Source organism: Campylobacter fetus subsp. fetus, assembly GCF_900475935.1.
Lineage (GTDB): Bacteria > Campylobacterota > Campylobacteria > Campylobacterales > Campylobacteraceae > Campylobacter > Campylobacter fetus.
Map to the genome: position 1 here is coordinate 1,422,310 of NZ_LS483431.1, position 17,911 is coordinate 1,440,220.

General features: G+C 31.9%; 16 protein-coding genes, 3 tRNA genes and 1 pseudogene. 2 read left to right on the forward strand and 18 right to left on the reverse strand.

All coding sequences use genetic code 11. The features are described from left to right. Positions 1-76 precede the first annotated feature (76 nt). Entirely contained in the window at positions 77-784 is a 708-nt protein-coding gene (locus tag DQN38_RS07085; RefSeq protein WP_111738231.1) for a hypothetical protein, read from the reverse strand. Between the two features lie 433 nt (positions 785-1,217). Here DQN38_RS07085 and DQN38_RS07090 point away from each other — a divergent pair. Further along, positions 1,218-1,292: transfer RNA gene (locus DQN38_RS07090), tRNA-Gln, on the forward strand. A 12-nt stretch (positions 1,293-1,304) separates the two neighbouring features. Further along, a tRNA-Met gene (locus tag DQN38_RS07095) sits at positions 1,305-1,379 on the forward strand. Positions 1,380-1,393: 14 nt separating this feature from the next. Here the strand turns inward: DQN38_RS07095 and DQN38_RS07100 are convergent. The 17 genes and pseudogenes from DQN38_RS07100 to DQN38_RS07185 form a co-directional block, all read right to left on the reverse strand. Continuing rightward, positions 1,394-2,320, reverse strand: a complete 927-nt coding sequence (locus DQN38_RS07100) for a tyrosine-type recombinase/integrase (RefSeq protein WP_223261854.1) — start codon at positions 2,318-2,320, stop codon at positions 1,394-1,396. After that, positions 2,277-3,539, reverse strand: coding sequence for a replication endonuclease (locus DQN38_RS07105; protein ID WP_189376015.1), 1,263 nt, complete (start codon positions 3,537-3,539; stop codon positions 2,277-2,279). Before DQN38_RS07105 ends, DQN38_RS07100 begins: the two co-directional genes overlap by 44 nt. 225 nt (positions 3,540-3,764) lie before the next feature. Beyond that, the gene (locus tag DQN38_RS07110; protein WP_038454038.1) at positions 3,765-3,986 is read right to left on the reverse strand and encodes a hypothetical protein; all 222 of its coding nucleotides are present in this window, start codon (positions 3,984-3,986) and stop codon (positions 3,765-3,767) included. A 626-nt stretch (positions 3,987-4,612) separates the two neighbouring features. Beyond that, a tRNA-Asn gene (locus DQN38_RS07120) sits at positions 4,613-4,687 on the reverse strand. Between the two features lie 200 nt (positions 4,688-4,887). Continuing rightward, entirely contained in the window at positions 4,888-5,814 is a 927-nt protein-coding gene (locus DQN38_RS07125) for a radical SAM protein (protein ID WP_002850418.1), read from the reverse strand. Next, on the reverse strand, positions 5,811-6,842 hold the full coding sequence (hemE, locus tag DQN38_RS07130; protein ID WP_002850419.1) for a uroporphyrinogen decarboxylase: 1,032 nt from the start codon (positions 6,840-6,842) through the stop codon (positions 5,811-5,813). The genes DQN38_RS07125 and hemE overlap by 4 nt, the downstream gene beginning before the upstream one ends. Before the next feature lie 20 nt (positions 6,843-6,862). Then, on the reverse strand, positions 6,863-7,372 hold the full coding sequence (locus DQN38_RS07135; RefSeq protein ID WP_002850421.1) for a YqhA family protein: 510 nt from the start codon (positions 7,370-7,372) through the stop codon (positions 6,863-6,865). Positions 7,373-7,446: 74 nt separating this feature from the next. Then, entirely contained in the window at positions 7,447-8,481 is a 1,035-nt protein-coding gene (locus DQN38_RS07140) for an aspartate-semialdehyde dehydrogenase (RefSeq protein WP_011732212.1), read from the reverse strand. 64 nt (positions 8,482-8,545) lie between these two features. Continuing rightward, the gene (locus DQN38_RS07145; RefSeq protein WP_011732213.1) at positions 8,546-9,688 is read right to left on the reverse strand and encodes a sigma-54-dependent transcriptional regulator; all 1,143 of its coding nucleotides are present in this window, start codon (positions 9,686-9,688) and stop codon (positions 8,546-8,548) included. Between the two features lie 4 nt (positions 9,689-9,692). Then, entirely contained in the window at positions 9,693-10,082 is a 390-nt protein-coding gene (locus DQN38_RS07150; RefSeq protein WP_010398974.1) for a hypothetical protein, read from the reverse strand. Beyond that, on the reverse strand, positions 10,058-10,543 hold the full coding sequence (locus tag DQN38_RS07155; RefSeq protein ID WP_002850428.1) for an LPP20 family lipoprotein: 486 nt from the start codon (positions 10,541-10,543) through the stop codon (positions 10,058-10,060). The genes DQN38_RS07150 and DQN38_RS07155 overlap by 25 nt, the downstream gene beginning before the upstream one ends. Before the next feature lie 41 nt (positions 10,544-10,584). Beyond that, complete coding sequence (gyrA, locus tag DQN38_RS07160; protein WP_011732215.1) at positions 10,585-13,173, reverse strand: DNA gyrase subunit A; 2,589 nt, start codon at positions 13,171-13,173, stop codon at positions 10,585-10,587. Between the two features lie 114 nt (positions 13,174-13,287). Next, positions 13,288-14,070: an AAC(3) family N-acetyltransferase gene (locus tag DQN38_RS07165; protein ID WP_011732216.1), complete on the reverse strand. Its 783-nt coding sequence runs from the start codon at positions 14,068-14,070 to the stop codon at positions 13,288-13,290. After that, positions 14,067-14,291, reverse strand: a complete 225-nt coding sequence (locus DQN38_RS07170) for an acyl carrier protein (RefSeq protein WP_065843881.1) — start codon at positions 14,289-14,291, stop codon at positions 14,067-14,069. Before DQN38_RS07170 ends, DQN38_RS07165 begins: the two co-directional genes overlap by 4 nt. A gap of 137 nt (positions 14,292-14,428) precedes the next feature. Next, on the reverse strand, positions 14,429-15,166 hold the full coding sequence (locus DQN38_RS07175; protein WP_002850435.1) for a GNAT family N-acetyltransferase: 738 nt from the start codon (positions 15,164-15,166) through the stop codon (positions 14,429-14,431). Continuing rightward, on the reverse strand, positions 15,153-16,637 hold the full coding sequence (locus tag DQN38_RS07180; protein ID WP_065843882.1) for an amino acid adenylation domain-containing protein: 1,485 nt from the start codon (positions 16,635-16,637) through the stop codon (positions 15,153-15,155). Before DQN38_RS07180 ends, DQN38_RS07175 begins: the two co-directional genes overlap by 14 nt. Next, a pseudogene (locus DQN38_RS07185) lies at positions 16,634-17,909 on the reverse strand (DUF4910 domain-containing protein). Before DQN38_RS07185 ends, DQN38_RS07180 begins: the two are co-directional and overlap by 4 nt. Positions 17,910-17,911: the final 2 nt, after the last annotated feature.

Consider the following 17,911-nt stretch of genomic DNA (forward strand, 5'->3'; position numbering starts at 1 on the left):
AAGGGCAAAATTCACTCTTAAATTTAACACTACCGAAAATTAATTTATCTTAATCTATAAATTTAAAATATCAAAATCAATCACTCATACCTCGTACGCAATACCCAAATCCAAGATAGTTTTTGTCTCCTATTGAGTATTTCATAGCAGCTTTTGAAAGCTCGCCGGCGCTACTACTTTGCGAAAAATATATCTTCATCTTGTGAGAAAAAACAGTATGTTTTTCATGTTCAAAGACAAGAGGTTTATTTGATAAAATTTCTATCGATAATATATCATTTAAATTAGCGGTTATATTTTTTGACTCAAAATGTTTTAACTTCTTGACCAAATCATCGATACAAAGAGTTTTAAGGGCATCTAAATTTGAATTTTTCATAGTCCAAAACTGATTTTCTAAATTTGAAAATGCAAAAACCGCAGGACTAGCCGTATAGATACTATGTATATAAGATGATCTATTTATAAACTTTTTTTCTATATCTATGAGAACAAAACCGTTATTAAGATTTTTTGTAAGCACCTGCTTTATATGGTTTGCAACGCTATCTGAATTGCATTTTATATTTAAATTATACAAATCTCCAGCTTCATAGAGTTTTGTTTTAAATTTTAAAGGATATAAAAAACCAAAACTATATGGATTTATCTCTTCGTTATAAGTAAATTTTGGAATCTCGTCATTATTTAAAAGAGGCAAATTAACATTTTTAAATAAAAAATCAGGCATTTTTCTTAGATGAAAACCGCTCTTAAGTTGCAATAAAATTTTTAACACAATCATCATAAATCCTTTATGATTTTTTACATAGTAGCAGATAATTAGAAAAAAAAGTGTTTATTTAACATAAAAGTTATAATATTATAATAAAATGTGTATTTACGTAACTAATTAAATTTAAATTTATAAATTGCTATCCCATATATTCATATTTAGTCCTATATAAATACAATTATATATTAAAAACTATAAATTTTAAGTTTAATTTTAATTATTTTATATATGCATACAATACGCATTTGACTATAATGCTTTTTATGAATTTGGTTATATATATCTAATATTTTAATATTATTACGCTAATCTTATTTTTTTAATATATCTAAAAACCCATAATTTTAAATCCAGCTCATTTTACTTATAAAATTATGTATATTCACAAAAAAACCTTGACAAAAAAGCAAAAAAATTATATAATAGCGGCTCATTTTGAGGTTGGGGTATAGCCAAGCGGTAAGGCAACTGGTTTTGGTCCAGTCATTCAGAGGTTCGAATCCTCTTACCCCATCCAACTTCTATTTGTCGCGAGATAGAGCAGTGGTAGCTCGTCGGGCTCATAACCCGAAGGTCGGAGGTTCAAGTCCTTCTCTCGCAACCAAAAATCTATAAAAACTACTTTAAATTCAAAAAATTATCAATAACATTTTTAGATATATCGCAACTAGAAGTAATATACCTTTGAGTTGTTTTTATGTCTGTATGACCTAGGGCGATCTGAACATGTTCAATTGGTAATTTTAAAGTATTTATAGAATAAGTACCGATAAGATGTCTTATGTCATGTAACCTTATATAAGGCAAATTATTTGTTTTTAAAAGGTTTTTCCACGACCTTCTAATGTCGGTAAAATGGCTATTTGTAACACTATTTATAAAAATAAAGCCCGTCGGGCTATTAGTATTTTGTGCTATTTTAGCTTTTTCATAATATTTTAGTAATATTTTATATAATTCATCAGTCATTTTATAAATCATATCACGCTTAGCCTTATTAATTTTGCAAGGAACAGTATATATTTTATTTTCAAAATCAACATATTTAAATTCTAACTTAGAAACTTCAGAGAATCTGCGACCATGAAGCAAAAATATAAAAATATCTCTACTTATTAAATCTCTTTTATTATCGCGTATAGTTTTTATATATTTTTCTTGTAATTCAACAGAAAAAGAAAAATATCTACGATTATCATATTTAGGAAGAATAACATCGCTTGCAGGATTTGAATCTATAATTTTAAGTTTTATAGCAAATTTAAAAACGACTTTTAACTTACTAAGTATATTATATACAGTTTTTATTTTATATTCTTGTTTTATAAGATTATTACAAAAAAGTTGTAAATCTAAAAAAGTTAAATCCTTAATATCTCTTAAACCTATATTATTTTTTATATGTTTATTAAAATAGCTAATATCTACTTCTAAAGTATGTTTTGCAACAATTATATAAATGTAATCAAAATATTTATAATAAACATCATTTAAAGTTAAATTAAAAATCATATTTTCTTTTGTTCCTTTCAATAAAATCATCATCAAATAAGTTGTTAAGATTATGCAACTTTTTTGTACCAACTATAAAGCTTAAGCCACGTTTTATAAGCAAATTTTCTACGTAAGCGAGATGCTGCAAATTTGCATTAAAAGTATCAAGATTTTTGTAATAAGTAATAAGAGTATAATCCTTCATTCTAGAAACAGGCAAATTTTTAAGATTAATAAATTTATACTCTTTTTTAGTTCTTATAATAGGATTATCAAAAATTTTATAAGGAGTTGGATTTTGTTTTTTAATCTCCTTTTCGTAAAAATGGATAATATGACCTTTAATAGTATGTTTTATAACACCATTTTCAAAAAATATAGTTTCAGAAGTTTCAATATTTTCAAGTCGAAAATATTGCTCTTTATAACTCCACTCGCAAATCCAATCAGGATTATCGCGAAGAGTGCAAAGATTGTAAAAATCTTTAAAAAAGAAATTAATTTTTCTATATATCCATAAAGGAATATGGTGACGTGAGCTAAGAAATTTGCGAACTTTATATTTTATGTACCAAGCAGAATTCGGATCTAATTTATCATTTTTATCAAAATTAATAAAGCTTTTATTAATGTATTTTAAAACGTATCCAGTTGGATTACTTAAAGTCCATTGAAAACCATTAATCTCGCCATTTTTGATTTGTTCTTTGGTGAGATAATTAACTTTTAAATTTTGTGGAGCGTAAAAAATATCTTTAAAGGTTTTATATATATACTCATGAGCATATTCTGGATAAGATAAAAGTGCGTGAATATGCGGAACTCCATCACTTTTATGTGGCTCAAATGCACGTATATAGTACTTTTCAAGCCCTTTAAATTTTGTATGAATGCGTTTAACAAAAATATTCCATTGATAATTTAGTAAATCAATTAAATCTTTTATACCTATACTATAAGGACTAAACATAATTTTATATTTAAAATCATAACTCAAAAGACTTCTATCTTTTGGCTTGAAACGGCTAAAATCGCCATTTAGAGCATCGCGAAAACAGCCATTTAAAGTTATTGTTAGAAATGATGATTTTAAACCCTTATTAAATGAAAAATCTTGAATAGTGTTTACTCTATTATTAAGCTCTGCATAATACTTAGGACTAAGATTTGCAGACATAGAACAATCCAAAAGAGTTTTTATTTCGCCAGTTTTTTCATCGATTTTATAAATTTGTTTTTTCAACCAATCCTTTTGTTTTTGTAATTTCAAATTTGAAAATATTAAATCATTTTTAGATATTCCAAAAGGCATTTTGACGTATGGCTTTATGCTTTTCGCTGCGCTTAAGCTTAAAGATGAGAGTTTTTTATTAAATTGACAAGAGGAGCTATCTTCGTTTTTTTAGTTAAAAAGGGCTTATTTTCTGCTCTAAAAGCCTTGCATAAGCGAAGCGGGGAGAATAAGCCCGACTTTGCTCCGCAAAGCGAATTATATTTAAACTTGCTTAGTTAGTTTAGATTCTTCAAGCATTTTAACGATAGAATCAAACTTTTTAGCTTTTATATATAATTCAAAGAAAACAGGTAGCCAAACAGGGTAAGGAGTACTAGTACCCCAATTGTTTACGCTACCATAAGATAAATTCAAAATAGAAGCTAAATCCTTTTTATTTAAACCGCTAATCCTAAGATAGTACTTAAAAACATTTCTATTCATATTTTTCCTTTTTTATTTTTATTAATTATAATGTAAAATTACTTAATTTAAAATAAATATAATTAAACATTATATTATTAATTATATAATAAGTATACTTATTATATAATTACATTACAAAACAAAAAAAGGGGATAAACTTTTTAGATAAATTTACAACCTTTTCTATATTATTGATAGATTTTAGAGTATCGTTATTTAACTCATATTTCCTATTATCAAAAGTAGCTAAATAATCCTTTAGAGCTTCTTTTATATAAAAAGATTTATTTCTATTAGTTGTTTTAGAAAAGTAAATCGACAGAATTAAATAAATCGTCATCAAGCCTTACTGATATAGTAATTTTAAATAATTTGTATTATTTATAATACAAGCATTACAAAATACATCTTAATAGATACTTAAAATAAGTCCATAAAACTCATAACCCGAAGGTCGGAGGTTCAAGTCCTTCTCTCGCAACCAAAAATCTATAAAATCATCATTTCAATAATTAACCCTATTTATATCGCTCAACATAAATTTCCAGAATTTGAAATAAAATTTACAAGGCTATTAAAATTTTAATTTTATATGTGTAATTTATACTAAATTATTTTAATATTATTAGAAATGAAAAATAGAGTGGCTCCGGATGCTGGATTCGAACCAGCGACCAATCGGTTAACAGCCGACTACTCTACCGCTGAGCTAATCCGGAATAAAAATGTATTATTAAAAAAGAATTGAAATTATACCTAAAAGTTCTATTTTTGTCAATAAAAAAGCACTAAATTTAACTTAGTAAACTTAAAAATTATATTTTTGAGTCAAATGAGTCAAAAATATAAAATAACATAAATTTAAAAATCAATAAAATACACAATGCAAAAAACCGAAATTTAAGCTAAAAAATAGTCTCTACTTAATTTTATAAAAAGCGGATCCGGCTAAATCAAACTCTTTTATCTCTCCATTTTTAATTAGTTGTTGCAATACAAGCTTTGAGCTTTGAGTAAAATTATTTTCTATATCGAATTTACTTTGAGGGCGAAGTTTTAAAAGCTTTCTTAGCTCATCAAGGTTAAAATCAAGCTTATCGGCAAGTCCTTTTCTGCTAGCAAGAGCTATAGGTGCAGAAGTTATAAAGCTAGATAACTCGTGCAAAATAGCAGTGCTAACGCCTTTTGCATTATGAGCGGGAGGTCTATCTATAGTGCTGATATCGACTCTATCGGGGCGGATAATTTTAAACGCTTCATTCAAGGCTAAAAACTCATCTTTAGTATCATTAAAACCTTCTACTACGAGCACTTCCATGACAAGTTTTCCTAAAAAAACTCTTCTAAAATCAGACATTTTTGATACTAAATTTGAGATATCTATCTTATCTATACCTCTGTCGATACGGCGAAAAGTGCGCTGCACGGCACTATCAAGACTTAATTTCACAATATCCAAATCCAAAATAGCTTCAAATTTATCCTTATCCAAAACAGCGGTTCCGTTGCTTAAAATAAGCGATTTTTGAGTATATTTTACTCTGTTTACCTGCTCTACCAACTCTTTTAAATTTGGATATAAACTAGGTTCGCCATTTGCGGTTAGAGTTATTACTTCTACATTTTTAAACTCGATCAGAGCCTCTTTTAACTCAACGATTATATCTTTTACGGAAGGTGGATTTTCTATCTTTGTAACTGCCTTAGCTCGTTCTAATTCACAATAAAGGCAGTCAAAATTACAGCATTTTTTATCCGGACTAAGGTCGATTCCAAGAGAACTGCCAAAGCGTCTACTGCTTACTGGACCAAATATATATTTGTAAGATTTTTTATCGTAGCTCATTTACAGTATTTTGCTGATTTTTCTTGAACGGATTTTATAAAATATTTTGCATTTTCAACAGGCACATCCGGAAGTATCCCATGACCAAGATTAAAAATATGCCTATGACCTCTCATAATACTTAAAATTTCATCTACTCCATCGTCTATAGCGTCTTTGCTATAAAGTCTTGTAGGCTCCATATTTCCTTGCAATACGTAACGAGATCCTAAAGTTTCTTTAGCCATTTTAAGAGGAGTACTCCAATCAACTCCAAATACATCAAATTTACCGCCAATCTTATTTAAAAATCCGCTTATACCTTTTGGAAATACGATAACTGGTATATCGGGATATTGAGATTTTATGTAATCAACCAGCTCATTTATATAACTAAAACCAAACTCAAGATATGCGTTTTGCTCAAGTGCGCTAGCCCAACTATCAAATATCTGAACCGCATTTACTCCGGCTTTTATCTGTTCTTCTAAATAAAGTTTTAGCGCATTTGTAACTTTACGAAGTATAGCATGCAGAAATTGAGGATTATCATAAAGCATCTTTTTACTAATATTATACGTTTTTGTACTGCCGCCTTCTATCATATATGTAGCTATCGTCCAAGGAGCTCCGCAAAATCCTATAAGAGCTTTATCTGAACTCAATTTCTCCCGAGTAAGCTTTATAGTATCATAAACATAACTTAAATTTTTCACCGCCTTTTCAACACTAAGCTTATCTAAACTATCCATTGATAAAATAGGATTTTCAAAAACAGGACCTTCGCCTTTTATAAATTTAAGCTCCATTCCCATTTCAAGAGGAACTACTAAGATATCACTAAACATTATAGCAGCATCAACACCCAAAATATCAACTGGCTGTAAAGTTACTTCACTTGCTTTTTTATAATCTTTACAAAGAGATAGAAAATCGCCTGCAGCGTCTCTCACAGCCATATATTCAGGTAGGTATCTTCCTGCTTGACGCATCATCCAAATAGGCGTATAAGGCGTAGGCTTACCAAAACATGCATCTATAAAAATCATATATTATCCTTTATAAAAATTTAATGGCTTGAACTTTTATGTAAAAAATATAGTCCAAGACATAAAGCCAAAATAGAAACCGCTAGATAAACCATCTCAAGTGGAGCTGAGAATTTAGCGTGCAGCACTCTTTGAAAAAAATTTACTACTAAAACCATAACTATAACTTTGCCGATCTTATCTTTTAACTGATCTAAACTATGCACCTCTAAAACTCTGGCTTGTTTTGAGTTTTTTATACTATCTATTTCGCTGATGAAAAGTTCATAAATTCCAAAACTAAATATAAAAAATACTAGCGCCATCAAATACAAATCAATCGCACCTATAATAAGACCTACTGCATCGCTATGTAGATCTATACTGTGATCGCCCAAAATAAGGTATTGCCATGCATAAATTATAACTTTTATAATATCATAACTAGCTACTATAAACATAACGAAAGAACCGATTAATCCAAAGATGACGGGCAAAATAGTCACGTAACGCGACTTCCAAAGCATCATTTCAAAAAATTTTTCAAGCATTAAAAACCTTAATATAAATTTAAAAAATAATTATATGGAAATAGATTAAATATTAAATTTAATCTATTTTTTAGCTAATGGTTTAATTCTTGTATTTGACACCATTTTTGAGCTATTCTCACTGCGTTTGTAGCTGCACCGACACGTATCTGATCAGCAACGCACCAAAGATGCAGTATATCATCTCTATAATTATCTTTTCTGATCCTGCCGACGTATGTTTCATTTGTATCGCTAGCTAGGATCGGCATCGGATAAAGATTATTTGCTGGATCATCTTGAATTACTATGCTAGGAGCATTTTTTAGAACATTTAAGGCTTTTTCTACGTTGATATCTGTCTTAAATTTGATAGTTATGCTCTCGCTATGGCTCCTAAGTACCGGAACACGAACACAAGTGGCGCTTACTTCTATATTTTTATGCAATATCTTTTGTGTTTCATTGACCATTTTCATCTCTTCTTTTGTATAGTCATTGTCTAAAAATACGTCGATATGTGGTATAACATTTAGTGCTATTTGATGTTTAAATGCGCTTGGCTCACACTCATCTAACTTAAATTCAAAAAACTTCTGCATTTGAAGAATCAACTCTTCCATACCTTTTTTTCCAGCTCCACTTGTAGCTTGATATGTGCTTACATCGACTCTTTCTATACCAAATAGATCATCAAGAGGTTTTAAGACTTGTACCATCTGTATAGTAGAACAGTTTGGATTTGCTATTATGCCTTTGTTTGTCCATAAATTTATATCTTCGGGATTGCATTCTGGGACTACTAAAGGTACTTCTGGATCCATTCTAAAATGGCTTGTATTATCTATAACAACAGCGCCGCTTGCAGCTGCTAGAGGTGCAAAATGAGCTGATATACTTCCTCCTGCACTAAAAAATGCTATATCAATCTCGTTTTCTTCAAAAACGCTGTCGGTAAGCTGAACTATTTCATAGCCTTTGCCTCTGAATTCTGCGATATTTCCGGCACTTCTGCTACTAGCTAAAGGAAGTAAATTTCCAACAGGAAAATCAACCTCTTCAAGCACTCTAAATATTTCTTCTCCAACAGCACCTGTCGCACCGACTACTGCTACGCTATACTTTTTCATTTTAAGCCTTAATCTGAAATTTAGGCTATTATTTTAACAAAAATTTACTTTAAATTCAGTAAAATTATCTCTTTGCATATATAAATAGATCGTCTTTTGATATATTTGTTTGTTCGCTTAATATAGCAGCTCTTTCGACTATGCTGATAAGCTCTCTTATATTTCCTGGATAATCATAACTCAAAAGCTCACTCATAGCCTCATCACTAAATGACTTTTCGCCTAGTTCGTATCCAATACAAACTCTTTGTAAAACACTGTTTGCTATACCTAAAATTTCATCTTTTCTTTCGCGCAAAGGAGGCACAAAAAGCGGAACTGTATTTAACCTATAAAAAAGATCCTCTCTAAACTCGCCTTCTTTTACCTTTTTTTCTAAATTTGCATTTGTCGCAGATATGATTCGAACATCAATTTTGATAGGCTTACTAGCGCCTACTCGTACGATTTCGCGTTCTTGGATAGCTCTTAATAATTTTGGCTGTAAATTTAGCGGCATTTCACCGATTTCATCTAAAAAAAGAGTTCCTCCGTTTGCTAACTCAAATAATCCTTTTTTAGTAGCGGTTGCATCGGTAAATGCACCTTTTTCATAACCGTATAGCTCACTTTCAAGGAGATTTTCAGGAATTGCTGCCATATTTATAGCCATAAAAGGCTCGTTTTTTCGCTTTGAGTTTTCATGGATAAATTTAGAAAACAACTCTTTTCCGACGCCGCTTTCTCCCATTATCATAACACTCACATCCGTTATTGCCGCTCTTTTAGCTATATTTAATGCTTTTTGTAAATTTGGAGATGTTGATAAAAAACTACCTTCTTGAACGGCTGCAGAGTCTTGTTTTATAGATTGTTTTGAGCTTAATGTTTTTGTTCTTTTTATAGCAGTTACTAAAGTTTCTACATCAAAAGGTTTTGTAAGAAAATCTTTGACTCCGAGTCTAACGCTTTGTATAGCTCTATTTAAAGTTGCGTTTCCGGTCATTATAATAACATCAAATTTACCGCCAAGCTCTTTTATAAACTCAAGTCCATCAATTCCTGGCATATTTATATCTGTAACTATGATATCCGTGTTATCTTCAAGTTTTTTCAGTGCCTCAGTCGCGCTTTTATAACTTTTTATATTGAACTCATCGTAATCGCCAAGTGCGATTTCCAATGATTTTCTCATATTTATATCATCTTCGACAATTACAACATTCATTATCTCACCTATTTATTTTGCTTATTGTAGCACCAAGAGGCTTAAATTCCACTATAAACCGCACTGGCACAAGCGTAACGCTAGTTTTTAAGTTTGCACTATTTCCTTTAAATTTAGAGCTATCTTTTAACAAAACTTTTTGATTTATAAAACATTCAAAAAGCTGCTCCTGATGGCGTTTGAGATAATTTAAAGTAGTTTCGTTGTTAAATTTAGAAGATTGTATATCGCATATTTTACTACCTTTTTCTTTGCTAAGAACCATAGCTTTTGAAATAGATATATTTTGGTATTTTATAAGGCTGTTTGATGATGAGTATTTAGCCCAAAATATGAACTCCTCACCACCAAACAAAAGTGTAGAAATAACTAGTAAGCAAAAAGCTCTTGCCACTTGTCTTTATCTATCTTAAGTTCCATCTCAACACGGAAAAGTCCGTCTTTGAAATCTTGATTTATAATAGCAGCATTTTTGATAAGACCAGTCACCCTTGTTTCTATAACAGAGTCTCTTAGCATAGCATCTTTTACAGTATCTTTAGCGTTTATCTTAACTCCATAAAGTTTACTCGCAAGCTGTCTATAGGCATCTGCTACTGCTGAGCGTTTAGCAAGAGCTCTAGCTTGAGCAGGACTAACTGTATCTATAGGAGGAATTCCCTCGCCGACTGCTGAAAAAATAGCCTCTGGATTTATCTCCATACCGGCTAACATTTTATCGTTTTTGATTATTTCTCTTAGGTCGTCTTTATCTACTTTTTGAACCACAACATCTTGTGTTTTAGGCTCTGGAGTAAATGCGGCGCAACCTACGAAAACACCGACTACTAGTAATGCAAAAATTAATGATTTCATATTTATTACCTTAAATTTAAATTATGTATTCTAAGCAAAACTTATTCCATATCTTGTTCTTGAGTATCATCTGCAACAATATCGTCATCATCGCTCTCTTCTTTAGGGCATCTTGCTATACTTACAACCTCATCGCCATCTACATTTACGACTATGACTCCGCTTGTATTACGCCCTGCTTTTCTGATGCTTTGCATATCTACTCTTATCATCTTGCCGCTTGATGTTAGCGCCATAAGATCCATCTCTTCATCTACCATTACTACACCAACAAGATCTTTTGTTTTTGGAGTTAATTTCATACAAATGACGCCTTTACCTCCGCGACTTTGCAATCTATACTCATCAGCCGTTGTGCGTTTTCCTATACCTTTTTGGCTCACGCTTAAAATTTCTTGAGAATCATTTTCTATAACGACTGCTCCAACAACTTCATCTAAATTCTCTTTAAATCTTATAGCGGTTACGCCACGGCTAACTCTTCCTATCTGTCTTACTTTATTTAAAGCAAATTTGATACACATACCTTTTTTAGTAACAGCAAATAGCATTTTTCCGCTCTCAAGACTGTTTTCGGAGTTATCTTCGCTTATGGTTTGCAAATTTGAAACACCTTCGCCATCTTCAAAGCTATCATCATAGCTCTCATCAGGCTCGCTATTAGCGATTACAACAGTCACAAGCTCATCATTATCATCTAAATTTATAGCTTTCACGCCTATTGAACGAATATTTTTAAACTCACTTAAATTCGTACGTTTTACTATACCGTTTTTAGTGAAGAAAGCTAAAGATTTGCTCTCATCAAAATCCGTTGTAGGTATGATAGCTTTTATCTTTTCGTCTGCTTGAAGCGATATAAGATTTACAACCGCTTTTCCCTTTGCGGTTCGGCTGCCTTCTGGAATTTTATAAACTTTAAGCCAGTAAAGCTGACCGCGATCAGTCACAAACATAAGCGTATCATGACTCATGCAAGTAAAGAAACTCTCTATAAAATCATCATCATACGTAGTTACTGCAACCTTGCCTTTACCACCGCGTTTTTGCTTTTCATAGCTCTTACTAGGAACGCGTTTTATATATCCGCGGTGAGTTATGGTAACTACCATATTTTCATTTGGTATCAAGTCTTCTACGTCTATATCATCATAATCATCGACTATGTCGGTGATGCGCGGACATTTAAATTTAGATTTGATTTCTAAAAGCTCGTCTCTTATTATATTTTCTATCAAAGTTTCGCTTTTTAATATTGCGTCTAGTTTTTCTATAAGCTCTAAAATCTCTTTTAGTTCGGCTTCTAATTTTTCTCTCTCAAGTCCTGTTAACTTACTAAGCCTCATATCAAGAATAGCATTGCTTTGAAGTTCAGAAAGTCCGAATTTAGCCATCAAACCGTCTCTTGCAGAGTTTGTATCGGCGCTGGTTTTTATCAGATTGATAACCGCGTCTATATTATCAAGCGCTATTTTTAAACCTTCTAAAATATGAGCTCTTGCTCTTGCTTTTTGAAGTTCAAAAATAGTACGCCTGATGATAACTGTTTTTCTATGATTTAAAAACAGCTTTAAAAGCTCCAAAAGAGAAAATACTTTTGGCTCTTTATTATTTATAGCAAGCATTATAACGCCGAAAGTAACTTCCATTTGAGTAGATTTAAATAAATTATTTAACACGATCTCACTCATAGCATCGCGTTTTAGCTCTATAACAAGACGAATTCCGTCTCTATCGCTCTCATCCCTTACTTCGCTTATACCATCGATGAGCTTCTCTTTTACAAGATCGGCTATATCTGCATGAAGCTTGGCTTTATTTACTTGATATGGAAGTTCATCGACTACTATAACATCTTTATTTGGTTTTTTTTCAATATGAGTTTTAGCTCTTAGTTTGATACGTCCTCGACCTGTTTTATAAGCTTCGATAATACCTTTTTTCCCAAAAATTATACCGCCGGTTGGAAAATCAGGACCCTTTATATGAGTCATAATATCCTCTAAACCAACTTCTTTATCGTCTAAAAGAGTGAGTAATCCATTTACTAGCTCATCTAAACTATGTGGAGGGATATTTGTCGCCATACCAACAGCGATACCGCTCGATCCATTTAACAACAAATTCGGTACGCGCGCGGGTAAAACATCTGGTTCGCTTAAACTATCATCATAATTTGGTATAAAATCAACCGTATCTTTATCTAAATCTCTTAAAAGTTCCTCTGCCAAAACCGTCATTCTAGCTTCAGTATAACGCATAGCGGCTGCGCCATCGCCATCGACTGAGCCAAAGTTTCCTTGACCATCTACTGCAGGAACTCTCATAGAAAAGTTCTGAGCCATTCTAACTAAAGCGTCATATACCGCAGTATCGCCGTGCGGGTGATACTTACCGATAACATCACCTACTATACGAGCAGACTTTTTATATGGGCTGCGACTACCTACGCCAAGATCGTTCATAGCATAAAGTATGCGACGATGAACCGGTTTTAAACCGTCTCTTGCATCTGGCAAAGCACGACCTATTATAACGCTCATAGAGTAATCTAGGTAGCTTGCTTTTATAGAGTCTTCAACGTCTATAGCGTCGATATCTTGATTTGAACTGAAAATATTTTCTTCCATTTTTATCCTTAAAAATAGCTACAACGATTGTAGCTAAAATTTGATAAAAACTTGCTAAATAGACAATTTTTAAATTTACAAACATTATTTGCATAAAAAAATCAAAATAAGCTTTTACTGTTTTAAAAGCGAGGTTTCATTTATTTTTAAAACTTTTAGAACTTCGTTAAAATAGTCTTTTGCGTTAATCGCAGTTATAGTAGAAGATCCGAACTCGCATTCTAAAAAATTACCGGATTTTTGTAATAAATTTACTATTTTATCTACACTTAAATCGCTATTCTTAGCAAGATCTCTAACGTAATAAAATATACTTTTATAATTTATATTCTTATTTTCATCTTTTAAAATACCGCTAAACTCTTTAAAATATCTATAGCTCACCTCTGCTTGCTCTTCTATGTAATGAGTAAATGTATAGCCGAGTTTTTGAGTACCAAAAAGCACTATTTTTCCATCCATCCTTTTAAGCACGTCATAGACTGAATTTTTGCCGAAACAACTTTTCGTATCGTTTAAAAAAGCGTCTTGATTATCTCCACTAATTGCAAAAGAAAAAATCGGATCATTTGTACGAACAACACCATTTTGTTGCCTAAAAAATTCAGTCAAAACGCCCATAGTGCTCCTTGAGTTTAGCTTATCATAAATTTGATTTTTACAAAAACTATATGTAAATGTAGGCATAATAAGAGTTCCATTTTTACAGATAACTTCATAAAAACAGTGTAATAAAACTCTCAAAAACTCATCTTTTGGTAAAAGCGGTTTCCCAAGAGTAAAAAGCTCGGTATGAACGCAAACAGAGTCGCCACTTTTTATACCGATTTGCTTCAAAGCCCCTAAAAAATCTCTTTCATAAACAAGCTTCCCGTTTGCTTCTAAAATAGCTTTCATCTCATCGCTTTATTTATCATATCTTTTAAACTAGCAAAGCTCTCAAAACTATCATTTGTTATAAACTCTGCGCGTAATGGTTTTTTGTACGTTTTTTCGATCGCCGCGACAAGAGCCATTATGTCCATGCTATCGATAATTCCACCGCTTAAAAGCCCCTCCATACTCTCATTTACGTCATCTCTGCCTATTTGATTAAAAAGTTCTTTGATCTCATTCATTTTTGCTCCTTTATAATATTTAATTTTTGATCGTTTCCCAAACTCAAATTTATAAATCCGTCCCCTATCTCATAATACAAAATATCTATAAAATCATCTAAAAACAGAGGCGATTTTTACCTACGACAAATACGTTTTTAAATCCCATTTTTCCTCCTATAAAACGAAATTTTTATAGCATTAAACTCAAAACCGAAATTTTTATACAACTCTATGGCTTTTATATTCGTATCTCTTACGAACAGTTTGAAATACCCAGCGTTTAATCCCAAAAAACAACTCATCAATTTACGTCCAGTACCGCTTCGCCTAAATTCCTTACTAACTGCTATAAAATCCAAATGAGCCGAGTTCAAATTTAAAAAATATATCAAACCGCCTATTATTTTATTATTTTGTTTTATGAGAAGTACTTGACCCTCTTGTATTCTATTTCTAAGTTCGGTTTTGCTTATAAAAAGATACTCTTTATCAAAATAATTTATAAAAAAGCCGTAAATCTCATCGATATCATCAAGCAAAGCTTTTTTAACCTCATCATAACTTTGAAAACTAAAACCGCTATTTTTTAAGCTCATACCAATATATTTATCAAAAACGCTAAATTTATTGATACTCAAAAATCTATTTTCAAGCTCACAAATAGGCGTTTTACGTATAAGTTTTATATAAGTTCCTTGCATATCAAAACTTGTTATATCGTTTATAAAATACGTGATAAAACCGTTTTGCATTAGAAAAAAGTTATCTTCACTCCGCTTTAAACAAGCAATATTTTGCTCTAATTTATTTTTGATACTATCTATGCTAAGCGCGCTATTGCTAAACTTAAATCCATTGTTATACGAATTTAAAAACTCGTTAAATAAGCTCATAAAGCACTTTTCTATCGATTTTACCGTTTGGATTTAGCACAAATTTATCCACTAAAATGAATCTTTTTGGCACCATATAATTCGGTAATTTTTCTAAAAGATAACTTTTCAAATTTAACTTCTCTTTCGCCTCGTAAAAAAGGGCTATCTCGCCTTGTTTAAATATACAAACGGAGTTTAAAACCTGCAAGTGAGAGTTAGCCGCGATCTCGATCTCTCCAAGCTCTATTCTGTGCCCCATAAATTTTATCTGATTATCTCTCCTACCATAACAAATCAGTTCGCCGCGCTCGTTAAAAGCCACTATATCGCCTGTTTTATAAAGGATATCTTGATAATTATCATGTAGAGGATTTTGGATAAAAGCTTCTTTTGTCTTTTGTTTATTTGCAAAGTATCCTAGGCTAAGACTTGTCCCCCTAACATAGAGTTCGCCCTTAATAAACGGCTCTTTTATCAAATTCAGTTCATCATCAAAAACCAAAAGCTCGGTATTTTGACAAGCTTTTCCTATAGGAAGCGGTTCATCGTCGCCAAAACTTCTATCGCAAACATAAAAAGCACAAACATCTGTTATCTCAGTCGGTCCGTAAAGATTTGCAAAAAGAGTGTGAGGAAGAGCTTTGCGCCAGATATTTAACTGTTTATTTGGCATTATCTCTCCGCAAAACAGTACTTTTTTAAGATGCTCAAGTTTGAAATTTTGGAGCGCATTCACGTTTGCAAAATACGTAAGCACCGAAGGCACCCAAAAAATCATACTAACACTATGCTCTTCTAAATAGCTTAATACTTTATTTGGAAAAGCAAAAATAGAAGTCGGCAAAATGTGCAAAGTAGCACCGCTTTTAACGCAAGAAAAAATATCCAAAATAGAGTTATCAAAGTAAAACGGTGCTTGATTTGCTATGGTTTCTCTTGAGTTCAGCTCAAAAGTCTCGCAAACCCAAAAAGTATAATCAATCACACTTTTATGGCTTATACTTACTCCTTTTGGCACTCCAGTGCTTCCACTAGTGAAAAATACATAGAGTAAATTTGTATCTATATGGGCGTTTCTAGACTCTTTTAGCGCACTTTTATTCACGCTAAACTTACTAAAATCCTCGCAAAATATCTTTACCGTATTCACAAAATCGAATTTAAAATCCTTTTGCGTGATAATAACTTTTGGCTTTAGGATTTTTATAACTTGATCTATGCGCTCAAGCGGCGTTGAGATATCTAGTAAAGTATAGAAATTCCCGCTTTTTGCCACTGCAAAAAACGAAACCAAAGTCCAAATACACTTTGGCAAAATTATTAAAACCGCTTCATTTTTTAAATTTAACTTTAAAATTTCACTGGCTAATCTATCCGCGATCTCATCAAATTTAGCGTAAGTTATACTCTCATCTCCAAACACAAATGCTTTTTTGAAAGGATTTTTTGCTACTGAAATATCTAAAAAATCACAAACATTTCTTATCATCTTACTTCCTTTATAAGCTCAAATTTAAGCAAATTTTCTACCGAATCTTTTAAGCTTTTAGCTTCTACGCCGAGTTTATCAGCTATGTCTATAACGCTTCTTTTACCGTTACAATACGCTAAAAAATCACGTATTAACGTCATATCGCTTGGATACGCACCTTTATTTATAGTAGATATCAGTCCGCGCGAACCTAAATTTGGTTCACAAGTCGTATTTAGTCGGTAGGTTTTGTTTATTTCTAAATTTAAAATCATATTTTTAGCATAAAGAAGGCCTTCCTCAAGCCCTTTTTTAGTTATAAGACTAAGATCATCTAAGCTCGTATGATACTCTTTGTATTCACCGAATTTACTCCTACAAAGTGTTACGATACCTAAATTTAAATCAGGAGTATTAAACTGTCTCTCATCACTTCCACGATATAAAAATGAGTAAATTTGTGGATTTTTACTAAGAAATTTAACCGTATGAAGTGCGGCTTTATCGCTTAAACTATCCTCATCAGGACTTAAAACCACGCTGTAAGCTCTCTCGTCTCCTATGCAACTAAGCACAAATCCGGCTTTTACATTTTGTTTTAAAGCTTCATAATGTTTACTGATATAACAAATCGATCCGATAGTCTCAGGAACTATGATAAAACGGTAATTAAACTCTCTATTTTTTAGAGTTTTTACCCATTTTATCAGCTCAGTTAAAACTACGGGTCCGCTTAGCTCGTTGTTTGCCATTTGCGGATGACAAAGATAAGTAGAGATTAGAATTTCATCTTTTGAGCAAGATGAGGCTGGCACTAAAATTTCACCGTAATTTAGTTCTCCCTTTGAATTAAACTCGGTATCTATAAAAACTTCATAAATCCCGTCTTTTAGGGATGTCCTTTGATTATGACCGATACAAAATCCCCATCTTTTTTCATAATAACTAGTAACATAAGGGATGGCATCTGGCAAATGCGGGAGCGAATACAAGTGAGACTGGAGCTCCTCTAGACTCAGTGTTTTATGCACCGGCGCGCTGTAGTTTAGTAAATGAAGATTATGTTTTTTAAATTCGCAGATCTTTTCGCCGCTAGGAGCGACGATATAGGCGTCCCTTACTATCCATTCAGCAGGAACTATCCAATCAAAACATTTAGTACCACTTGGGATACTAAATTTCGTTATACCCCCCCCCAGCAGCTAAATTTAAGATATCCAAACTACGCCTAAAACCGTCTCCGGTTATACTTCTTGGGATATTAAATAGCTTTTTTGCAAGTTCGTACATTT